At 64.7% G+C, this 19,446-nt stretch carries 20 protein-coding genes; 10 read left to right on the forward strand and 10 right to left on the reverse strand.

Translation table 11 applies throughout. The annotated features are described in order from the left end of the window. The first annotated feature begins 81 nt into the window (after positions 1-81). The 3 genes from AC0L18_RS11650 (at position 82) to AC0L18_RS11660 (ending at position 3,869) form a co-directional block, all read left to right on the forward strand. The gene (locus tag AC0L18_RS11650; protein WP_473492299.1) at positions 82-1,494 is read left to right on the forward strand and encodes an Ig-like domain-containing protein; all 1,413 of its coding nucleotides are present in this window, start codon (positions 82-84) and stop codon (positions 1,492-1,494) included. A gap of 64 nt (positions 1,495-1,558) precedes the next feature. Continuing rightward, positions 1,559-1,885 carry an ArsR/SmtB family transcription factor gene (locus tag AC0L18_RS11655; RefSeq protein ID WP_473492300.1) on the forward strand — a complete coding sequence of 109 codons (327 nt, stop codon included), beginning with the start codon at positions 1,559-1,561 and terminating at the stop codon, positions 1,883-1,885. A 97-nt stretch (positions 1,886-1,982) separates the two neighbouring features. Then, positions 1,983-3,869: an ABCB family ABC transporter ATP-binding protein/permease gene (locus AC0L18_RS11660; RefSeq protein WP_473492301.1), complete on the forward strand. Its 1,887-nt coding sequence runs from the start codon at positions 1,983-1,985 to the stop codon at positions 3,867-3,869. 3 nt (positions 3,870-3,872) lie between these two features. Here AC0L18_RS11660 and AC0L18_RS11665 read toward each other — a convergent pair whose 3' ends face one another. After that, positions 3,873-4,745, reverse strand: coding sequence for an SMP-30/gluconolactonase/LRE family protein (locus AC0L18_RS11665; RefSeq protein ID WP_473492302.1), 873 nt, complete (start codon positions 4,743-4,745; stop codon positions 3,873-3,875). Positions 4,746-4,989: 244 nt separating this feature from the next. On the opposite strand from AC0L18_RS11665, the gene AC0L18_RS11670 reads away from it, so the two are divergent. From AC0L18_RS11670 to AC0L18_RS11680, 3 genes are all read left to right on the forward strand, one after another. Continuing rightward, the gene (locus tag AC0L18_RS11670; protein ID WP_236371635.1) at positions 4,990-5,688 is read left to right on the forward strand and encodes a phosphatidylserine decarboxylase; all 699 of its coding nucleotides are present in this window, start codon (positions 4,990-4,992) and stop codon (positions 5,686-5,688) included. 3 nt (positions 5,689-5,691) lie between these two features. Continuing rightward, positions 5,692-6,507, forward strand: coding sequence for a CDP-alcohol phosphatidyltransferase family protein (locus AC0L18_RS11675; protein WP_023800727.1), 816 nt, complete (start codon positions 5,692-5,694; stop codon positions 6,505-6,507). A gap of 189 nt (positions 6,508-6,696) precedes the next feature. Further along, positions 6,697-6,960 (forward strand): hypothetical protein, encoded by a 264-nt coding sequence (locus tag AC0L18_RS11680; protein WP_023800726.1) that lies wholly within the window; start codon positions 6,697-6,699, stop codon positions 6,958-6,960. A 137-nt stretch (positions 6,961-7,097) separates the two neighbouring features. On the opposite strand, the gene AC0L18_RS11685 is transcribed toward AC0L18_RS11680, so the two are convergent. Beyond that, entirely contained in the window at positions 7,098-9,320 is a 2,223-nt protein-coding gene (locus AC0L18_RS11685) for an AMP-binding protein (RefSeq protein ID WP_473492304.1), read from the reverse strand. Positions 9,321-9,521: 201 nt separating this feature from the next. Then, entirely contained in the window at positions 9,522-9,929 is a 408-nt protein-coding gene (locus AC0L18_RS11690) for a tautomerase family protein (RefSeq protein ID WP_091590519.1), read from the reverse strand. Between the two features lie 111 nt (positions 9,930-10,040). Between AC0L18_RS11690 and AC0L18_RS11695 the strand changes: the two genes are divergently transcribed. Then, complete coding sequence (locus AC0L18_RS11695) at positions 10,041-10,898, forward strand: LysR substrate-binding domain-containing protein (protein WP_473492306.1); 858 nt, start codon at positions 10,041-10,043, stop codon at positions 10,896-10,898. A 172-nt stretch (positions 10,899-11,070) separates the two neighbouring features. Here the strand turns inward: AC0L18_RS11695 and AC0L18_RS11700 are convergent, their stop codons facing one another. Further along, the gene (locus AC0L18_RS11700; protein WP_473492307.1) at positions 11,071-11,946 is read right to left on the reverse strand and encodes a DMT family transporter; all 876 of its coding nucleotides are present in this window, start codon (positions 11,944-11,946) and stop codon (positions 11,071-11,073) included. A gap of 255 nt (positions 11,947-12,201) precedes the next feature. Between AC0L18_RS11700 and AC0L18_RS11705 the strand changes: the two genes are divergently transcribed. The 3 genes from AC0L18_RS11705 to AC0L18_RS11715 all read left to right on the forward strand — a co-directional run bounded on the left by AC0L18_RS11705 (position 12,202) and on the right by AC0L18_RS11715 (position 13,884). After that, positions 12,202-12,885: a MerR family transcriptional regulator gene (locus AC0L18_RS11705; protein WP_473492309.1), complete on the forward strand. Its 684-nt coding sequence runs from the start codon at positions 12,202-12,204 to the stop codon at positions 12,883-12,885. After that, the gene (locus tag AC0L18_RS11710) at positions 12,882-13,235 is read left to right on the forward strand and encodes a hypothetical protein (RefSeq protein ID WP_473492310.1); all 354 of its coding nucleotides are present in this window, start codon (positions 12,882-12,884) and stop codon (positions 13,233-13,235) included. The genes AC0L18_RS11705 and AC0L18_RS11710 overlap by 4 nt, the downstream gene beginning before the upstream one ends. Positions 13,236-13,377: 142 nt before the next feature. Continuing rightward, on the forward strand, positions 13,378-13,884 hold the full coding sequence (locus AC0L18_RS11715) for an OsmC family protein (protein ID WP_473492311.1): 507 nt from the start codon (positions 13,378-13,380) through the stop codon (positions 13,882-13,884). Positions 13,885-13,898: 14 nt separating this feature from the next. Here the strand turns inward: AC0L18_RS11715 and AC0L18_RS11720 are convergent, their stop codons facing one another. The 6 genes from AC0L18_RS11720 to radA form a co-directional block, all read right to left on the reverse strand. Beyond that, positions 13,899-14,102, reverse strand: a complete 204-nt coding sequence (locus tag AC0L18_RS11720) for a hypothetical protein (protein ID WP_027152685.1) — start codon at positions 14,100-14,102, stop codon at positions 13,899-13,901. 122 nt (positions 14,103-14,224) lie between these two features. Further along, on the reverse strand, positions 14,225-14,854 hold the full coding sequence (locus tag AC0L18_RS11725; RefSeq protein ID WP_473492313.1) for a hypothetical protein: 630 nt from the start codon (positions 14,852-14,854) through the stop codon (positions 14,225-14,227). A gap of 81 nt (positions 14,855-14,935) precedes the next feature. Continuing rightward, positions 14,936-15,688, reverse strand: a complete 753-nt coding sequence (locus AC0L18_RS11730) for an SDR family NAD(P)-dependent oxidoreductase (protein WP_473492314.1) — start codon at positions 15,686-15,688, stop codon at positions 14,936-14,938. A gap of 58 nt (positions 15,689-15,746) precedes the next feature. Then, on the reverse strand, positions 15,747-17,216 hold the full coding sequence (purF, locus tag AC0L18_RS11735) for an amidophosphoribosyltransferase (protein WP_023800717.1): 1,470 nt from the start codon (positions 17,214-17,216) through the stop codon (positions 15,747-15,749). A 78-nt stretch (positions 17,217-17,294) separates the two neighbouring features. Further along, positions 17,295-17,963, reverse strand: a complete 669-nt coding sequence (locus AC0L18_RS11740) for a CvpA family protein (protein WP_023800716.1) — start codon at positions 17,961-17,963, stop codon at positions 17,295-17,297. 27 nt (positions 17,964-17,990) lie between these two features. Beyond that, positions 17,991-19,394, reverse strand: coding sequence for a DNA repair protein RadA (gene radA, locus AC0L18_RS11745; RefSeq protein WP_023800715.1), 1,404 nt, complete (start codon positions 19,392-19,394; stop codon positions 17,991-17,993). Positions 19,395-19,446: the final 52 nt, after the last annotated feature.

Consider the following 19,446-nt stretch of genomic DNA (forward strand, 5'->3'; position numbering starts at 1 on the left):
TTTTTCCTGTCGGTCCCCCTTGTTCTTGTCGCCTTGGGCAAAACAGGCTAGACCGCATTAGGTGGCTAAGGGCAGGGAAATATGGCAATTAATCCTTTGAAGGCGTTTTTGTTCGTCGTCGGCGGCTCCGTCGCCGCGGCGGGAACCGCCTATGTGTCGGGCGCGCTCGATCCGTATCTCAATCGCACGCCGCCGGCGGAAGTGGCATCGCTGACGCCGCCGGTGGAGACGCCGGCCGAACCAGTGACCGATGCACCGCCGCCGCCGGCGCCTGCCGCTGGTGCGATGGCACCGGCAGCGCCGGCCACGGCCGATGCGATTGCGCCGACTTTCGACATCGTTCGGGTCGAGATCAAGGGCTCTATTGTCGTCGCCGGCAAAGCCGCACCCAACGCCAAGGTCGAGATTCTCAACGGTTCGACGGTTCTCGGCTCGACGGTCGCCGGTGCCGATGGCGCTTTTGCCATCGTTCTCGACGATGCGCTGAAACCCGGCGATTACACGATCGCGCTGCGCTCGATGACCGGCAATGTCGTGACCCCCTCGGCGCAGACGGCTATCGTCTCGATTCCCAAGAGTCCTGCTGGCCAGGTGCTGGCGATGATCGAGGAGCCGGGCAAGGCCTCCGAATTGCTCACCGTTCCTACACCCGAGACAAAGCCTGAATCGCCGCCTGCCGGCGACAAGGCGGCCGCCCCGGCTTCCGAGGACTCCGCTGCCGAGGACCCCGCTGCCGCAGCACCAGCCCCAGCCGCACCGGCTGCCACGGCGCCGGCCACCGTCGAAGCCGTCCCCGCGCCCGCTCCGGGCGGGCCGGCCGCACCAGCGACACCAGCTGCAGTGCCAAAGGTCGTCGTCGAAGCGATCGAGATCGACGGCAACAAGATCTTCGTCGCCGGGCTCGCCGACCCCGGCCGCAAGGTACGCGCCTATGCCAACGATATCTTGCTCGGCGACGCGAAGACTTCGCCCGACGGCCATTTCCTGGTCGAGGCGACGCGCAACATTCCGGTCGGCACCTACACGATCCACGTCGATGCGCTGGATGCCGACGGGGTCAAGGTGGTGGCCCGTGCCGCCGTGCCGTTCGAGCGCGAGCCGGGCGAGTCGATCGCCGCCGTGGCGCCTGCCGAGGCAAAGCCGGCCGCGCCGGCAACCACGCCTGCGGCGCCCGCGGCCGAGGCGCCAGCCGATATGGCGGCTGCGACGCCCCCGACCGGAGTGCCCGAGACCGCGGCGCCGAAGCTCGAACACGCCGACAGCGCCGTTATCATTCGCCGCCGCGATACGCTGTGGCGGATTTCGCGGCGCGTCTACGGCCAAGGCGTTCGCTACTCGACCATCTACCTCGCCAATCAGGATCAGATCCGGAATCCCGATCGCATCTGGCCGGGGCAGGTGTTCAAGGTCCCCGGAAAATCGCAGGAAGGCGAAGCCGCCAACCTCAAGGCGATGGGCGACCAGATGACGACGGCCCCGACAAAGGCCAACTAGAAATCCTTTTCTTCTCTAGCGGGCTCTTGCGGAAAGTTAATTCATCGTCTATCGCCGATAGACGATGAACGCTCCCTTGACCGAAAAGACCTGCGGCTTCGCCGACAGCCAGACCGTCGCCGCGAAGCTCGCCGCGCTTTCGCATCCGGCCCGGATCGAAATTCTCCGGCACCTTTCGGCCAGCCGCTCCTGCTGCTGCCGCGAGGTCGTCGACCATCTCGACCTGGCGCAGTCCACCGTTTCGCAGCACCTGAAGATACTGGTCGATGCCGGGCTCGTCCGCTACCAGCCGGATCGGCAACGCTCGCGCTATGAAGTCGACAGCGATGCGCTCGAAGATATTTCTGCATCGCTGGCCGCGCTGGTCAATTCGTGCTGCTCCGGCCGCTAGGCCATCATCCCGAACGAAGGCCGCGTCAGCGAAAAGTGGAAGCCGGTTTTCGGTAAAGATCATGGTCAAGCAATAAGAAATACGAAAAGGCGATAAAATGGCCGAAAAAACCGTCTCCGCCGATTCTGGCTCGACCTTCAACACATTGCGCAATCTTTGGCCCTATATGTGGCCGGCCGACCGTGCCGACCTGCGGGCGCGGGTGGTGTGGGCGACCGTGCTTCTGGTCGTCGCCAAGCTGACGCTGGTTGCCGGTCCCTACTTCTTCAAATGGGCGACCGATGCGCTGGCTGGTGACGCCAAGTCGGCGCCGCCGCTGCCGGCCTTCATGCTGGCGCCAGTCATGCTGGTCATCGCCTACAATGTCGTGCGGCTGGTGCAGCTCGGTTTCAACCAGCTGCGCGACGCGCTGTTTGCCCGCGTCGGCCAATATGCGGTGCGCCAGCTCGCCTTCCGCACGTTCGTCCACATGCATCAATTGTCGCTGCGCTTCCATCTCGAACGCCGCACCGGCGGCCTGTCGCGCATCATCGAGCGCGGCACCAAGGGCATCGAGACGATCGTCCGCTTCACCGTGCTCAACACCTTGCCGACCATCCTCGAATTCGCGCTGACAGCCGGCATATTCGCGGTCACCTATGGCTGGAAGTACGTGGCTGTGGTGGCGGTGACGGTCTGCCTCTATATCTGGTTCACCATCAGGGCGAGCGACTGGCGCATCGTCATTCGCCGCGACATGAACGACAGCGACACCGATGCCAGCACCAAGGCGATCGACTCGCTGCTCAATTTCGAAACGGTCAAGTATTTCAACAACGAGGGCATGGAAGCCGAGCGCTTCGACCGTTCGATGGCGCGCTACGAGACCGCCGCCACCCGGATATGGACCTCGCTCGGCTGGCTGAACTTCGGCCAGGGCGTCATCTTCGGTCTCGGCACGGTTATCGTCATGTGCCTTTCGGCGCTGGAGGTGCAGGCCGGCACGCAGACGGTTGGCGACTTCGTCTTCATCAACGCCATGCTGATCCAGCTTTCGGTGCCACTCAACTTCATCGGCTTCATCTATCGCGAAATCCGCCAGGGCCTGACCGACATCGAGCAGATGTTCGATCTGCTCGATGTGCCGCAGGAGATCGTCGACAAGCCGGGTGCCAAGCCGCTGGTCGTCGGCTCCGGCAAGGTCGAGTTCCGCGACGTGCAGTTTTCCTACGATCCCAACCGCAAGATCCTGAAAGGCGTCAGCTTCGAAGTGCCGGCCGGCAAGACGGTTGCCATTGTCGGGCCATCGGGCGCCGGCAAGTCGACCATTTCGCGGCTGCTGTTCCGTTTTTACGACATCCAGGGCGGCAAGATCCTGATCGACGGCCAGGACATTCGCGACGTGACTCAGGAGAGCTTGCGCGCGGCGATCGGCATGGTGCCGCAGGACACCGTGCTGTTCAACGACACCATCGCCTACAACATCCGCTACGGCCGCGTCGATGCCAGCGAGGAGGATGTGCGCAAGGCGGCAGAACTCGCCCAGATCGGGCCGTTCATCGAGCGGCTGCCCGACGGCTACCGTTCGATGGTCGGGGAGCGCGGACTGAAACTGTCCGGCGGTGAGAAGCAGCGCGTGGCAATCGCCCGCACCATTTTGAAGGCGCCGCCGATCCTGATGCTCGACGAGGCGACCTCGGCTCTCGACAGCCATACCGAACAGGAGATCCAGGCGGCGCTCGACCTCGTCAGCAAGGGTCGCACCACCATCGTCATCGCCCACCGGCTGTCGACGGTGATTTCGGCCGACGAGATCATCGTGCTGCAGGACGGCCAGATTGCCGAGCGCGGCACGCATGCCGCCTTGATGCGCAAGGCCGGCCTGTACGCGTCGATGTGGGACCGCCAGCGTGAGGCAACCGAGGCCGAGGAGCGGTTGCGCATTGCTCGCGAGCGCGACGAGTTCGGCGTTGTCGTCCGCCGCCGCCCCTCCGAGGTGTCGTAGCCCTTACGGCCAGCCAGCGCCCGGCGCGGAAGCCTCGATGCTGAGCACCTGGCCGGTGCGCGCATCGCTGATCATGTGCTCGAAGCCGCGCCATTCGGCGGCGACGATGAACAGCGTCTTGCCGTCGGCGCCGCCGAGCATGCAGGCAAAGCAGCCGCGATCGGCATCGACGCTGTCGAGCATCGCCCCGCCCTCGCGCACCCGCACGCAGTGCCGGTTGGGGACGTCGGCATACCAGATGGCGCCTTCGGCATCGAGGCAGATGCCGTCGGGAAAGCCGTTGCCGAGGTCGGCCCATCGCCGCCGGTTGGCAAGGCCGCCATCGGCGGCGATGTCGAAGGCGGTCAGCCTGTTGGCGTGGGACTCGGCGACGATCAACGTCTTGTTGTCAGGCGACACCGCCATCCCATTGGCGAAGGCGATCTTGTCCGCCACCTGCCGCACGGACCCGTCCGGTGCAATCAGCACGATGGTGCCGGGGCCGAAATGCTTGCCGGGAACCGGCGCTGGCCCACCGCCATTGACGTAGATGTTGCCGCGCCCGTCGACGACGATCTCGTTCCAGGCGTTCCCTGAGAGGTGTCGCAGATCGGCGTGGGTGACCAGCGTCCCGTCTGCTTCCTGCCGCAGCACCAACCCCTCACGCCCGCAGACGACGACCAGGCGACCGTCCGGCAGCCAGTCGACCGAATAGGGCAGGGTGGCCGGCACGGTGAGCATGATCTCACTGTTGCCGTCGGCATCGACGGCGATGATCTGGCCGGTTCCCCAGTTGCAGAACCAAAGCCTGCCGTCATGCCAGCGCGGCGATTCGCCGAACGCCAGACCGTTCATCACGACCCGCGCTTCCTTTGCTGCTGATTTCCGTGACAGCATTTTGTTGCCTCCAGCTTTCGTTCGGCGGGCGCTTTGACAAGGCCCGTATCTCCAAGGACGCGTGAGGCCGGTTCGCCCCGACACCAGTCATGCTTTTTTGGACAGGCGCATTGGAACCCTTCCACGCCCGCGATCGGCTAATGCGGACGAGAACGCTGGATCCGGCGTTCCCTCATTGTCGCGTTGCGGCCACAGGGTGTTTCCGCTATTGAGGCCGGACCTGAAACTAGGCTGTTTCCATTTCATGGACCTCGTCGACACGATCAAGAAAACGTTGGTTCCGATCCATCGCGAAGGCTATCCGTTTATCGCCGCCTTCGCAGCGGTGACGCTTTTCCTCGGCTATTTCTCTTCGATCCTGTTCTGGGTCTGCCTCATCGCGACGGCCTGGTGCGTCTATTTCTTCCGCGATCCCGAGCGCGTCACGCCGGTCGACGACCGGCTGGTGGTGAGTCCGGCAGACGGCATCATCACGGCGGTCGGTCCGGCAGTGCCACCGCGCGAACTTGGCCTCGGGGGCGGCGAGATGACCCGCATCTCGGTGTTCATGGACGTCTTCTCCTGCCACGTGAACCGGGCTCCGGTGCGCGGCCGCATCACAAGGATAGAGCATCGGCCCGGCCAGTTCCTCAACGCCGCACTTGACAAGGCGAGTGCCGACAACGAGCGCAATGGCCTGGTCATCGACAGCCCCAACGGCACGGTGGCCGCGGTGCAGATCGCCGGCCTGGTGGCGCGGCGCATCGTCTGCTGGGCCGAGACCGGCGGCACGATCGGCATCGGCGAGCGCTTCGGGCTGATCCGCTTCGGCTCGCGCGTCGATGTGTTCCTGCCGTCGACCGCAACGCCGCGTGTCGCCGTCGGCCAGACTGCGGTCGGCGGTGAAACCATACTGGCCGAATTCGGCGGCGTTGCCGCAACGCCGCTCGTGCGGGTGTCCTGAGCCGTGGGCGCGCCGTTCAAAAAATTCGAGGCGCATGGCAGCGGCGGCCCGCGCATCCGTGAAATTCCGATGCGCATGGTGCTGCCCAATCTTGTCACAGTGCTCGCCATCTGCGCCGGCCTCTCGGGCATCCGCTTCGGCTTCGAAGGCCGTTTCGAGCCGGCAGTGGTGATGGTGCTGCTGGCCGCCTTCCTCGACGGCATCGACGGCCGTCTGGCACGCATGCTGAAGGCGACGTCCAAATTCGGCGCGCAGATGGATTCGCTGGCCGACATCGTCAATTTCGGCGTAGCACCCGCGCTGGTGCTCTATGCCTTCCTGCTCGACCAGGCCGGCTCGCCGGGCTGGATTGCCGCGCTGCTGTTCACCATCGCCTGCGGGCTGAGACTCGCTCGCTACAACGTGCTCGACGAAGAAACTGATCGCCCGCAGTGGCAGACCGAGTATTTCGTCGGCGTGCCGGCGCCGGCGGGCGCCGTGCTGGTGATGCTGCCGCTTTACCTGTACTTCCTGCGGCTTGGTGTGGAGCCGTCCCGCCCAGCCGCATTCATCGCCGCCGGTTTCACCGTTCTGATAGCCTTCCTGCTGGTCAGCCGGCTGCCGGTCTATTCCGGAAAAAGCCTGAAAGTCCCGGGCGACAAGGTGCTGCCGATCATCCTCGGTGTCGTCCTCTACATCCTGCTGTTGATGACCTATCCCTGGTACACGCTGACGGCGTCGGTTGCCGGCTATCTGCTCTTCCTGCCGCTCAGCATCCGCGCCTATTCCAGGCGCGCCAAGCGCGAAGGCGAGAAGGTGCCGCCTTCGGACTTCGGCTGACAGATCTGTCGCCAATTCGCTGATAGTTCAATTAGTTTAGTTCAAGTCGGACGCATCCCGCTCTAGCGGGAACCTGCCGGCGTCTTGACCGTTCTGTCTCAGCGGGCGAGGCGAGCGACGTCGCGAACGCCTCGCTTTCAGCCCTTGCTGCTGTCCCAGGCGCAGGAGCTTAAAGAAGAGTGAGGAGAAATGGCTGTCGTCCTCATTGGCGCGTTGCTCATTGTCGCTGGCGTTGTGTATATGGCCGGCGCAGCCCTTTGGCGTGGGCGGCTCAGCGATCCGGCGCCTGCTCGCGCGGCGCCGGACCGCTCGACGCCAAATCTTGCAACGCCAGGCCCGACACTTGAGCCGCGGCGGCGCGGCCTCGGTTTCCTCGGCCTGTCGCAGAACTGGCCGGGCCTGCTGATGATGGCGGTCGGGTTCATCCTGCTGTTGTCGGTGGTGGTCCTCTAATGTAATGCATGTCGCCCAAAAGCATGCCCTCGGGCCTGACCCGAAGCTGCGCAGCGGTTTTGGGACAACGAGATGCATTCAAGCAAGAACTTAAAGCGCGTCGCATAAATCCCTCCAGACGCGACGCGCTTTAGGCGCTAGGCCGCCGCGCTGAGTCCCAGTCGGTCAATCGCCAGTTTGCGGGTCGAGACGTAGTCGGTCTTGCCAGAGCCCAGCACCGGGATTTCCTCGACCTTGATGATGTCGTTCGGCACCATCAGATCGGCGGCGCCGGCTTGTCTGCCGAATTTGCGCAATTCATCGGGGTCGGCGTCATCGGCGGTGGTGACCAGCACGATACGCTCGCCGCGGCGCTTGTCCGGCACCGCCACCACAGCGTGGTGCTCTTCCGGCCACAGCGACTGCACCAGCATCTCGACCGCGCCCAGCGACACCATCTCGCCGGCGATCTTGGCGAAGCGCTTGGCCCGGCCGCGAATGGTAATGAAGCCCTCGCGGTCAACAGAAACGATGTCGCCGGTATCGTGCCAGCCGTCGAGCGGCTGCAATTCCCCGGGCCGATCTGAGGTCATGTAGCCCATCATCAAATTCGGCCCCTTGAGCAATAACCGTCCGGCGCCGCTGATGCCCTCGACCGGCTCGAGCTTCATGCGCATGGCCGGCAACAGTCGCCCGACCGTGCCGTCGCGGCCGTGGATGGCGGTGTTGACGGCAACGACGGGCGCTGCCTCGGTCAGCCCGAAACCTTCGATGATCTCGGCCTGGAAGCGCTCCCGGTAGACGCGGCGCGTCTCCGGTTTCACCGCTTCGGCGCCGGCGACGATGAAGCGCAGGCTGGAGAAATCGCCGTCCTTGGCGGTGCGCGCATAGTTGGCGAGGAACGTGTCGGTGCCGAACATGACCGTCGGCCTTGCCTTGCGTGCGACCTCGGGGATCAGCTTGTAGTGCAGCGGCGAGGGATAGAGGAACAGTTTCACGCCGGTGACCAGCGGCAGGATGGTGCCGCCGGTGAGCCCGAACGAGTGGAACACCGGCAGCACGTTGAGCAGGATGTCGGCCGGCGAGATGGTGATGCGGGCCTCAGCCTGCATGGCGTTGGCGAGAAGATTTCTGTGCGACAGGACCACCGCCTTCGGCGTGCCTTCCGAGCCTGAGGTGAACAGGATCACCGCTGGTTTGGCCGCATTCTGCGGCTGCAGCGGCCAGCGCCACAGCAAGGCGGCGGCGAGCTTGTCCAGCACGGTTACGCTTTCCCGCACATCCTCCAGCCACAACAGCCTGGCGCCGCCTTCTTCTACCGCCGCGACGATGTCAGCGAGGCTGGCCTTGTCGACAAAGGCGCGCGACGAGACCACGGTGCGGATCTCCGCCGTGCGCACGGCGGCGGTGACGCTGGCCGGGCCTGCGGTGTAGTTGATCATCGCCGCCACCCGGCTCGCTGACAACAGGCCAACGAGCGACAGCACGACACCGTTGGCGTTGGGCAGCAGCACTCCAACCGCTTCATTCGGCGCCGTCACCGCCTCGAAGCGGCGGCCCAGCACCCGCGCGCCGATGAACAGCTTTCTGTAATTCAGCGTGCCGCTGATCACGTCTTCGACGATAGGATGCGAGGCGCCGACTCGGTCGGCGGCGTCGCGCATGGCGAGGAACAGGCCGCGGTCAAGATCGCTGCCGAAAAGCCGGGCTTCGGCGAAACGGTCGAACAGCGCATTGGTGTTCGAGGATTGATCAGGGTTTCGCGCTACCAGCTCGGCGATGGTCATCGGCTCCAGCACGCTGATCGACAGGAGCGGAAACCAGCGCCGGGGCGCCTTGTCCTCCGCAGTCAGCGATACCGGCAGAGTGCGCGCGCCGGCGACGAAGATCGGCACGATGCGGGCGTCGGCCTGCATGGCGATGCGGGTGACGGCGCGAAACAGGCGAAATGTCTTGATGTCAGGCTCGACCGCATCCGGCAGATAGACGGCAAGGCGGCCCTTGCCCTTCAGCACCCGCACCAGCCGGCGGCTGACGAAGACATGCTCAGCGTTGAAAGCGATAGTGCGGCCAAGCTCGCGCCATGGTTCGAGCCAGGGCGATCGCGCCGAGACCTCGTCGAGGATGTGCAGTGTGTCTTCCGGCAGCAGTGACAGCATCAGCGCCGGTTCGAGGCGCGACTGGTGCGAAATGACGTAAATGACCGGGGCGGCTGTTCTGCGGGCGATCTTGATACGATCATCGGCAATCCGGTAGGCGAGCTTGAACGGCACATAGAGCAGCGCCTGCGTGAAGCGCAGGCCGAGGCGGAATTTTTCCACCACGCCGATCAGCAGCCAGGCCGCGACGAGACCCGCAAGCAGCGCCAGTGTCAGGATCATGCCGCGTCTCTCCCAACAGACTTGACCTCGCGGCTCTTCGCGACCGCTTCGATGAGAACCTAGACGAAGTGGGCTCAACGTCAATGCGGAGGTGCGGTACCTTCGCATTACTGGCCTGGCCGGCCATGAAAAGTGCTGTGTCTATGTTTCCTTGCGGCAGAGAAAGCGCCTGCGGCATGAGCCTGGATTGATGGGGGCGGCTCACGCCGCCTTCAGCCTCCCGCTGATGAAGCGGAATTCCTGTGTCTTGCCACCATAGCCATAGGCGGCGGCCGGGACTTCATGCACGAAGGCATAGCTCTCCTCATGCACCTTGCCCAGCAGGCTGCCAAAGCCAAGGAAGAGCGCCTTGAGATAGGCCTCCAGCTCGAGCTTGGTGTTGGTGCCGTCGACCACCTTGATGTCGAGCCAGAAACTGTTGGCGTCATGCTCGGCCAACGACTTGCCGCCGGCGAACCAGTGCTCGGGGTCATGGTAGGAAATGGCCACCGCTGTGATCGTCGCATCCTTGCGCAAATGCGTGGCGGTCAGTTCGGTCACCTGCCTGGCGATGGCGGCGGACAAAGCGGCATCGGGCTTGCCTGTGACGCTGACATTGATGATCGGCATAATCTCTCCTCGGGTTACGCGGCGTCTCTCCGCCGTCAGAAATCTTTGCCATCGCTCTTGCATTATGAAAAATCGAATTGTTTTCAGGAGAAACTTTGATATTATCGAATTATGCTCGACCCCGACCTCCTCAAAACCTTTCTCGCCTTCGTCGACAGCGGCTCGCTGGCGCAGGCGGCGTCATTTGTCGGGCGCTCGGCGTCGGCGGTGACCACGCAGATGCAGCGGCTTGAGGATATTGTCGGCGAACCACTTCTGGTGCAGCAGGGAAGAGGGCGCGTCCTGACGCCGGCGGGCGAGGATCTGGTCGGTCATGCGCGGCGCATCCTTGCTGTGCATCGCGAAGCGTGGCTGGCCCTCAAGGGCGTGCGAGCCGATGGGCGCGTGGCCATCGGCACGACACAAGATTTCGCCGACAGCGGGCTGCCGGATTTGCTCAGGGCCTTTGCCGCGAGCTATCCGCGCGTCAGGATAGAACTGCGCGTCGGCCGCTCCGCAGAATTGGCCGAGGCACTGCAAACCGGCATCCTCGATCTGATGGTCGCCATGCGACAGGCTCCGGCGCCGGACGAGATCGGCGTGCTCCGCGAACCGATGATGTGGCTCTGTTCGCAAAGAGGCTTGGCCACACACCAGGACGAACTGCCGCTGGCGCTGCTCGATCCGCATTGCGGCTTTCGCGAAGCGGCGATCGCGGCACTCGACAGGGCAGGCCGTCGCTACCGCATCGCCGCCGGCAGTGCCAGCCTGGCCGGGCTGCGCACGGCGGTGCATGCCGGCATTGCTCTGACGCTGCGGACGGCGCGGTTTGCCCATTCCGGCATCGTCGAGGCACCGCGCGAGTTTGGCCTGCCGCAGGTTCCCATCGCCGAGTTCGCCATCCGGCTGCGCCAGGATGCCGAGCCCCCGGCCCAGGATCTGGCTGCGCTGTTCAGCGGCAACCTTGCCTTGCCAGGCGCACCGAGCTGATTTCGCAAAAGAAAAAGCCGACCTTGCGATCGGCTATAGTTTAGACGGGCCGAGGGGTTTGGGGGGACTTGGATGACCCGTCAAAGCCAACAATGCCTGAACCTGTTGATGGTTCCATGACCTTGCTAATTTATTTGCACCCGCAATTTTATTTTCGGGGGCAGATTTTTTCTCAGGCAGAGCGCTGCCTGGCCGCTTGCCAGTCGCGCCCGCCATGGGCGAACACCGCGCAGAGCACGATGGCGCCGCCGATCATGCTGGCGGCTGGCGGGACCTCGGCCAGGAACAGGAAGGCGAACAGGATCGCGAACGGTACTTCAGCCGAGCCCAGCAGGCCGGATTCGGCAGCCGGAATGAGCCGCACGCCCTCCGTCCACAGAATAGAGGCCAGCGCGAACGACGTGCCGAAGGCGACGAGCAACACTGCGTCCCTGGCCGAGACGGCCAATGGATCGGTGACGAACCAACCGAGCACGAACAAAAGGAATGCCGACACCGCCCCGGCCCACACTACCGGCGTGTCGCGGAAAGCGCGCACCATGATCATGTAGAGCGCGCTGCCGATTGTCATAAGCAGCGCCAGCCCGTCGCCGAACAGATGGCCGGTGCCGAAGCCGGACCAGACCATGATCGCCACGCCGCTGAGCGACACGGCGGCGGCGGCAAGCGTCTGCAGCCGAAAGCGCTCACGAACCAGAATGAAGGCAAGCAGCGCGGTGACGAAGGGCGCAGTGGCGTAGATGATCGCAACATTGGCGACGAAGGTGAACTTGAACGCCGAGATGAAGGCGATGCTGGCTAGCGCGCCCTCGCTCGCCAACAGCCAGCCGCGCCAGCCGAGGCGCAGGCTTTCACGCCCACCGGATTGACGGCGCCGCCAAAGCACATAGAGGGTGATCAGGATCGACCCAACGAAGCCCCGCCAGCAGGTGATGGTCAGCGGATCGGCATGGATCGACTTGGTTAGCACGCCGGTGAGGCCGAAGACGGCTGCCGACGCCGAAACCAGGATGATGCCAAGGGTGCGCTCGGCGGCGGTGTCAGGCATGGTTGGGAATCCGGTCATGTCACCAGACTATGCTGCCCTGTCCTGACATCGTACTGTCAGCAGGGGTTGCCGTATCCTGCAGCCGCTGCGGAAATGCCCTTGTGCAAGTCGATTCATCTCATCAAAGCCGATGTGTCAGTTCGACACGAAGTGATCTTGTCTCTCCCACGGCTCCTGCGGACCGCGAACATCCCTGTTGACTCGGCCCCAGGGTCAGCCCCGATAGAAAGGCGGTCAACAGCAACAAGGTGATTCATGAACTCTTCCGCCCAGTTCCTGAACGCTTCCGAAGCCGCCGGCCGGCTCGGGGTGTCGGCCAAGGCCCTGCGGCTTTATGAGCAGCGCGGCCTGATCGCTCCGATCCGCACTGCGGCCGGATGGCGCGCCTACGGTCCTGTCGAAATGAGCCGCGCCGCCGAGATCGCGGCCCTGCGCGCGCTTGGCTTCAGCCTAGCCCAGGTGGCGCGGGTGATGGAGGGTGACTCCCGGGGCATGGAGCCGGCCTTGGCCGCACACCAGGCAGTACTCGAGAGCCGGCTGCGCCAGCTTGTCGGCGTAATAGAGAAGATCGGTAGCCTGCGGGACGACCTCGCTCGAGGCGAAGCGCCAAGCGCCGGGGAACTGGCGCGCCTGCTGGCGCCAGAGGCTACGCTCAGCGTCGCTTTCGACCTTCCCTGGCCTTGGGGAGGCGAGCGGTTCGAACTGGGACAGATCCGACCGCTGAACTACATCATCGGCCCGCTGGGCAGTGGCAAGACCCGGCTGGCTCAGCGCCGGCCGAGACATTGCCTGACGCCGCCTTCCTTGGCCTGGATCGACTGGCGAATGGCTGTGCGGCGGCTCTGGCTCGTGTGGACGCCGACCCAGCTCTCAGGTCGCGGGTCGATCAGACGCTGGCCTGGCTCGTCGAGGACGGTGCCGCGCTGTCCGACGCAATGATCGCTCTACTCGTCGGATTGGAAGCCGAAGGTCCGGCCATCCTGGTCGTCGACATGATCGAACAGGGGCTGGATCAAGCCTCGCAAGAAGCTCTGATTGCCCATTTGCGTCGCCGCGGCCCCGGCGGTCGACCGCTTTTTCTGCTCACGCGCTCCTGCGCGATACTCGACCTGGCGGCTGTCGGCACCGACGAAGCGATCATCCTCTGCCCCGCCAATCACAGCCCGCCAACGTACGTCGCCCGGTACCCCGGCACTCCCGGCTACGAGGCCGTCGCCACCTGCCTGGCCTCACCCGAGGTGCGGGCGCGGACGGACGGCGTCATCGCGTGGCGGCCCCAGGCCGCATGAAAGGCATCAAGTCTAACGACGCAGCAATGTCTGGACAGCTTGTCACTCCGATCCAAATGTCGTGAAATCAAGGTTTAGGCCGTACCGGTTCTATTCGAGTATCGTGACGAGCGATGAAAATGACTGCCGAAAAGGGTTGGACATGGACACCACCGGACTGAAGGCCATGCAGGCGCCGCTCAAGGAGGCGTATCGCGACGACGCATCGCGCGCGCTGATCACGCTTCGGGCCAAGGGCTCGGTCGACGACCAGTCGATCGCCTGCAAGGTCGAGACCGGCAGGGCGCTCGCCGTTGCCGGTCTGCATCCGGCTACCGGCGGTTCCGGGCTCGAACTGTGCTCGGGCGACATGCTGCTGGAGGCGCTGGTCGCTTGCGCTGGCGTAACGCTGAAGGCAGTGGCGACGGCGCTGGAGTTCAAACTCGGCGCCGCCACCGTGGAGGCCGAAGGCGATCTCGATTTTCGCGGCACCTTAGGCGTGGCAAAAGATGCGCCGGTCGGCTTCCGCGCCATCCGGCTGAATTTCAACCTCGACAGCGAAGAGCCACAAGAGCGCGTCGACACACTGCTCAAGCTGACCGAACGCTATTGCGTGGTGTTTCAAACCATCAATACGAGGCCGGAACTGACGGTCAGCGCTCAGCGCTGAACGCGCGCCGCCGGCTACTCGCTTTCGCCCTCGTCGGCGAACGGCGAGGCGCTCGGCACGCACTGCACCGACCAGCCGGCCGGCGTTGGCTGCTTCTGATATTCGGTGACGGCGAAGGCGCACTGTTCGCGAGTGTCGAACGTGCTGGGCAGCACCACCATGCCGCCTTGCGGGCCGGCAATCACCAGATACCAGACCAGCGCTACGCTCGAAGCCATGGAAATTTCCTCGCTTGTTGTGGGAGTCGGGCGATCCTATCAACTCCGGGCAACCGACGAAAGCTCGGCCGGGCGCGGTGGGTCGCCACAGCCGCGTGATGTCCTGCATTTGTTGGGCCGGCTCAGTTTGCGGCAAAGCAGTAGAACAGGCCGTCGCCGCCGGTGCTCCTCAGTGCCTCCTGACTGCAGCCGCCGCGTGAAGCGTGCGAGGAATTCCACGATTTGGCGGCGGCCGAATCGTCGAGACCGGTGCGGTCGTGATGGCCCGTCATTGCCGCGCCTTCCGCTCCGCTGAGCGTCCAGTCGCCGCAGGTCTGGTCGGCAATTTTCGTGCCGTCGGGCTTGGAGCCGGTCAGCACGTCGTGGCGGTTGGGCTTGTCGCCGCGGCCGTTGACCACTTCGCCCTTTTCGTCGAGCGCCGTCTGCTTGGTGATGGCGTTGGCATCGCTATGCAGCGAAGCGACATCGTCGGCGATCTTGACGCCCTTGGCGTTGAACCACGGTCCCGTGCCAATGCGATCGCGCGCATCGGTGTCGCTGGTCGAGAGATAGGCGCGCCATGTCTTGCCCGCAACGCCCGCGGCTTCAGCCAGCGAGGCGCAATGCGCATCGGCGCCCGCGAGGCCGCCGAGATCGGCGCCCTTGCCCGAGCCGACGCTGGTGACGAAGAAGCTCATCGTCGCGTCCTGCGAGGATGCGACGCCGATGGCTGCCAGCGATGCAGCGGCGGTGACGAGAAGCAGTTTGCGCATAGTGGTCCTCCGTTTCGGAAAATCTGGCATTCCAATAACGTCGGCGGCGGCGCAATTCTTCCGTCGAAATGCGCGATGCGTCTACTCCGGCTGCCGGTAGGCAACAAAGCGGTTGTGCTTGGCCTGGAAGATCAGCCCGGTCTCCGTAAGCGCGGGGCTGGCCAGCGGCACGATGCGTTTGGCGATCTCCTGGGGATGCGGCAGCGTCTCCGGATCCTCACCAGGCACCGCCTGCGCACGCATGGCGGTGCGGGTGGCGCCGGGATCGGCGGTATTGACCCTGAGGGCCAGGTTTTCCGTCTCATGCGCCCAGGAACGCATCATGGTCTCGACTGCCGCCTTCGACGCCGCGTAGGGCGCCCAGAAGGCCCGCGCCGAATGGGCGGCATTGGAGGAAAGCACGATGGCACGGCCGGCGTCCGAGAGCCTGAGCAACGGGTCGACCGAGCGGATCAGCCGCCATGTCGAGGTAACGTTGATGGTCATAACTTTCTCGAAAGTCTTGGCCTCGACATGGCCGATCGGGGAGATGACGCCGAGCACCGCCGCATTGGCGACCAGGATGTCGAGCTTGCCCCATCGCTCATGGATGGCGCCGCCCAGCCGGTCGATGCCGGCCATGTCGGCGAGGTCGAGCGGCACCAGCGTCGCCTGTCCGCCCGTTGCCTTGATCTGGTCGTCGAGTTCCTCCAGTCCGCCGACGGTGCGGGCAACCGCGATGACGTGGGCTCCAGCGGCGGCAAGTTCCAGGGCGATGAAGTAGCCGATGCCGCGCGAGGCGCCGGTGACGACTGCGACGCGGCCGGAAAGGTCGAGGCCAGGGGTGGGGATCATGCGAGGGCCTCCGTGAGTAGGCGTGAAACTCGGGAAGGCAATTGGTGTTCCGGCAATCCTACGCCCCGCCCGCCGCCAGCAGCGACAGCGTGCGCACATTGTCCGAACCTTCGAAATCGGCAAGCCGGGTCGGATATTGCCCGGTGAAGCAGGCGTCGCAGAATTGCGGCTGCTCATTGTCGCGGCCGGCCTCGCCGACGGCGCGGTAGAGCCCGTCGATCGACAGGAAGCCGAGCGAATCGACGCGGATGAACTCGGCCATCTCTTCCACCGACATGCGCGACGCCAGCAGCTTCGACTTCTCCGGCGTATCGACGCCGTAGAAACAGGAAGCGCGCGTCGGCGGCGAGGCGATGCGCATGTGCACTTCCTTGGCGCCGGCATCGCGCACCATCTGCACGATCTTCTGGCTGGTGGTGCCGCGCACGATCGAATCGTCGACCAGCACCACGCGCTTGCCTTCGATCATGCGGCGGTTGGCGTTATGCTTGAGCTTGACGCCCATGTGGCGGATCGAATCGCCGGGCTGGATGAAGGTGCGGCCGACATAGTGATTGCGGATAATGCCGAGCTCGAACGGGATGCCCGCGGCTTGCGAAAAGCCGATCGCCGCCGGAGTGCCGCTGTCCGGCACCGGCACGACGATGTCGGCCTCGACCGGGCTTTCGAGCGCCAGCTCGGCGCCGATGCGCTTGCGCACCTCGTAGACGTTGCGGCCCTCGACCGACGAATCCGGACGCGCGAAATAAACATATTCGAAGATGCAGAAGCGGGTTTTCTGCGGCTCGAACGGAAACAGACTCTCTATGCCCTTGGCGGTGACGACGACCATCTCGCCGGGCTTCAGGTCGCGCACGAAACGCGCGCCGATGATGTCGAGCGCGCAGGTTTCGGAAGCCAGGATCCAGGCGCCGTCGAGATCGCCGAGCACCAGCGGCCGGATGCCGAGCGGATCGCGGCAGCCGATCATCTTCTTTGAAGTCATCGCCACCAGCGAGAAGGCACCTTCGACCTGGCGCACCGCATCGATGAAGCGCGAGTTGAGATCGCGTTCCCTGCTGGTGGCGACCAGATGCAGCAGTGTCTCGGTGTCGGAGGTCGACGAGAAGATCGCGCCCTGTTTCTGAAGCGCGCGCTGCACCGTCATGGCGTTGGTGAGGTTGCCGTTGTGGGCGACGGCGAAGCCGCCATCGGCGAGCTCGGCGAAAAACGGCTGGATGTTGCGCTGGCCGGCGCCGCCGGTGGTGGCGTAGCGCGTGTGGCCGATGGCGCGGTTGCCTTGCAGGCTGTCGATGACGCGCTGTTTGGTGAACGTATCGCCGATCAGGCCGACATGATGTTCGACATGGAACTGGGTGCCGTCATAGGAAACGATACCGGCCGCTTCCTGGCCGCGGTGCTGCAACGCATGCAGGCCGAGCGTGACGATAGCCGCAGCGTCCTGCCGGCCAAAAATACCGAACACGCCGCATTCGTCATGGAAATGATCGTCAGCCTCGGCGGAAAGCACGTCGTCTGCGTCTGCCATCTTCAGCTCCGCTAAAGTCGCTATATAGTGTGATGACGGCTCGAGAGCAACGTAGAGTTTGCGGCCTTCACATGATCGTCAGTTTGCCGGCGCCGGATTGGCCGGTGCATTGTCGGCCGGTGGCGCGTCGGTTTCGCTGCCGTCGGGCGCCGGAGCATCGTCGCCAGTTGCCGGTGCGTCCGCCGCGGGTGCATCCGCTGCCGGAGGTGTCTCGGCGCCGGTCTCGGGTGCCGGCTGATTCGGATTGAGCCTGTTGAGGATCGCGTTTTCCGGATCCTCGGGCAGCAGGCTTTCGAGCTTGGCGCCGATCGATTCGAGCAGCGGCCGCGACTTGGCATCGGCGACCCAGCCCGGAGCCTTGGGGCCGGCCAGCCAGTTGAAGAACAGCAGGGCCACCGCGACGACCAGGATGCCGCGCGCCGCGCCATAGAGGAAACCAAGCGTGCGGTCGAGCGCGCCGACCCTGGAATCGATGATCCAGTCGGCGAGCTTCATGGTGATGATGGAGACGACGATCAGCGCGACGATGAAGACGATGCCGGCGGCCACCACCATGGCAATCTTCTCATTGTCGACATAGGGCTGAACGTAAGGCAGGACCGGTTGATAGAAAAAGAACGCTGCCGCGGCCGCCGCTATCCAGGAGATGACGGAAAGGACCTCGCGCGAAAAGCCGCGAACCATGGCGAGCATCGCCGAGACCAAGGTGAAGCCGACGAGAATTCCGTCAAGCAGCGTAATCGGCATGTCTTTTGCCCCACTTCATGAGCCGCGTCATTCTTGCTCGTCGGCGCGGCTGCGCCGTGAGCCGGCTATGCGCGCCACGAGATCGGCAAGCTCGGTGGGCTGGAAAGCGCCGGCCCCTATCCCCCCGGCAAGTTCCTCGCTGCCCAAGGGCAGAACCGCGCTTCCAAAACCCAGCTTTTCGGCTTCCTTCAGGCGCTGCTGCGCGTGCGCAACCGGCCTCACGGCGCCCGAAAGGCTGATTTCGCCGAAATAGACGCAATCGGCGGGAAGGGCAAGACCGGTGAGCGAGGAAACCAGTGCGGCCGCCACCGCCAGATCGGCGGCCGGCTCCGAGATACGGTAGCCGCCGGCGACGTTGAGATAGACGTCATGCGTGCCAAAGCGGACCCCGCAATGGGCTTCGAGAACGGCGAGGATCATCGACAGCCGGGCACCGTCCCAGCCGACGACGGCTCGACGCGGCGTGCCCAGCGACGACGGCGCCACCAGCGCCTGGATCTCGACCAGCACCGGCCTGGTACCTTCCATGCCGGCGAAAACCGCGGCGCCCGGCGCTTTCGCATGGCGTTCGCCGAGAAAAAGCTCGGATGGATTGGCGACCTCGCGCAGGCCCATATCAGACATTTCGAACACGCCGATCTCGTCGGTCGGTCCGAAGCGGTTCTTGACCGTGCGCAGGATGCGGTAGTGGTGGCCGCCTTCGCCCTCGAAATAAAGCACCGCGTCGACCATATGCTCGACGACGCGCGGCCCGGCGATCTGGCCTTCCTTGGTAACGTGGCCGACGAGCACGATCGCCGCGCCTGTGGATTTGGCATAGCGGATCATCGCCTGGGCGGCGGCACGCACCTGGGTGACGGTGCCGGGTGCCGAATCGGCCATGTCGGTCCACAAGGTCTGGATCGAATCGAGGATCACCAGGTCCGGCCGCTTGCCGTCGGCGATGGTGGCGAGGATGTCCTCGACATTGGTTTCGGCGGCAAGCTCCACCGGAGTATCGGCGACGCCGAGCCGCTGCGCACGCAGCCTGATCTGGGCAACCGCCTCTTCGCCCGAGACGTAGACGATGCGGTGGCCCTTGGACGCCAGTGCTGCGGCCGCCTGGGTCAACAGCGTCGACTTGCCGATGCCGGGATCGCCGCCGACCAGAAGGGCCGAGCCGCGCACGAAACCGCCGCCGGTGGCGCGGTCGAGTTCGCCGATGCCGGAAACGATGCGTGGCGCGTCCTCGATGTCGCCGGACAAGGTCGTGAGCACCACGGCGCGGCCCTTGCGCGCATTGCGGGTATTGGCCGGGCCCGAGCCGATGCCGCCGGACGTGCCCTCCTCGACCAGCGTGTTCCACTCGCCGCAGGCATCACATTTGCCAGCCCAGCGCTGATGCACCGAACCGCAATTCTGGCAGATGAACTGGACGCGCGATTTAGCCATGAAATCTCGCATACCTTGGAAAGGAGGCGGATCGAGAACGTCCGCATTTTCG

The organism is Mesorhizobium sp. WSM4819 (genome assembly GCF_055811215.1).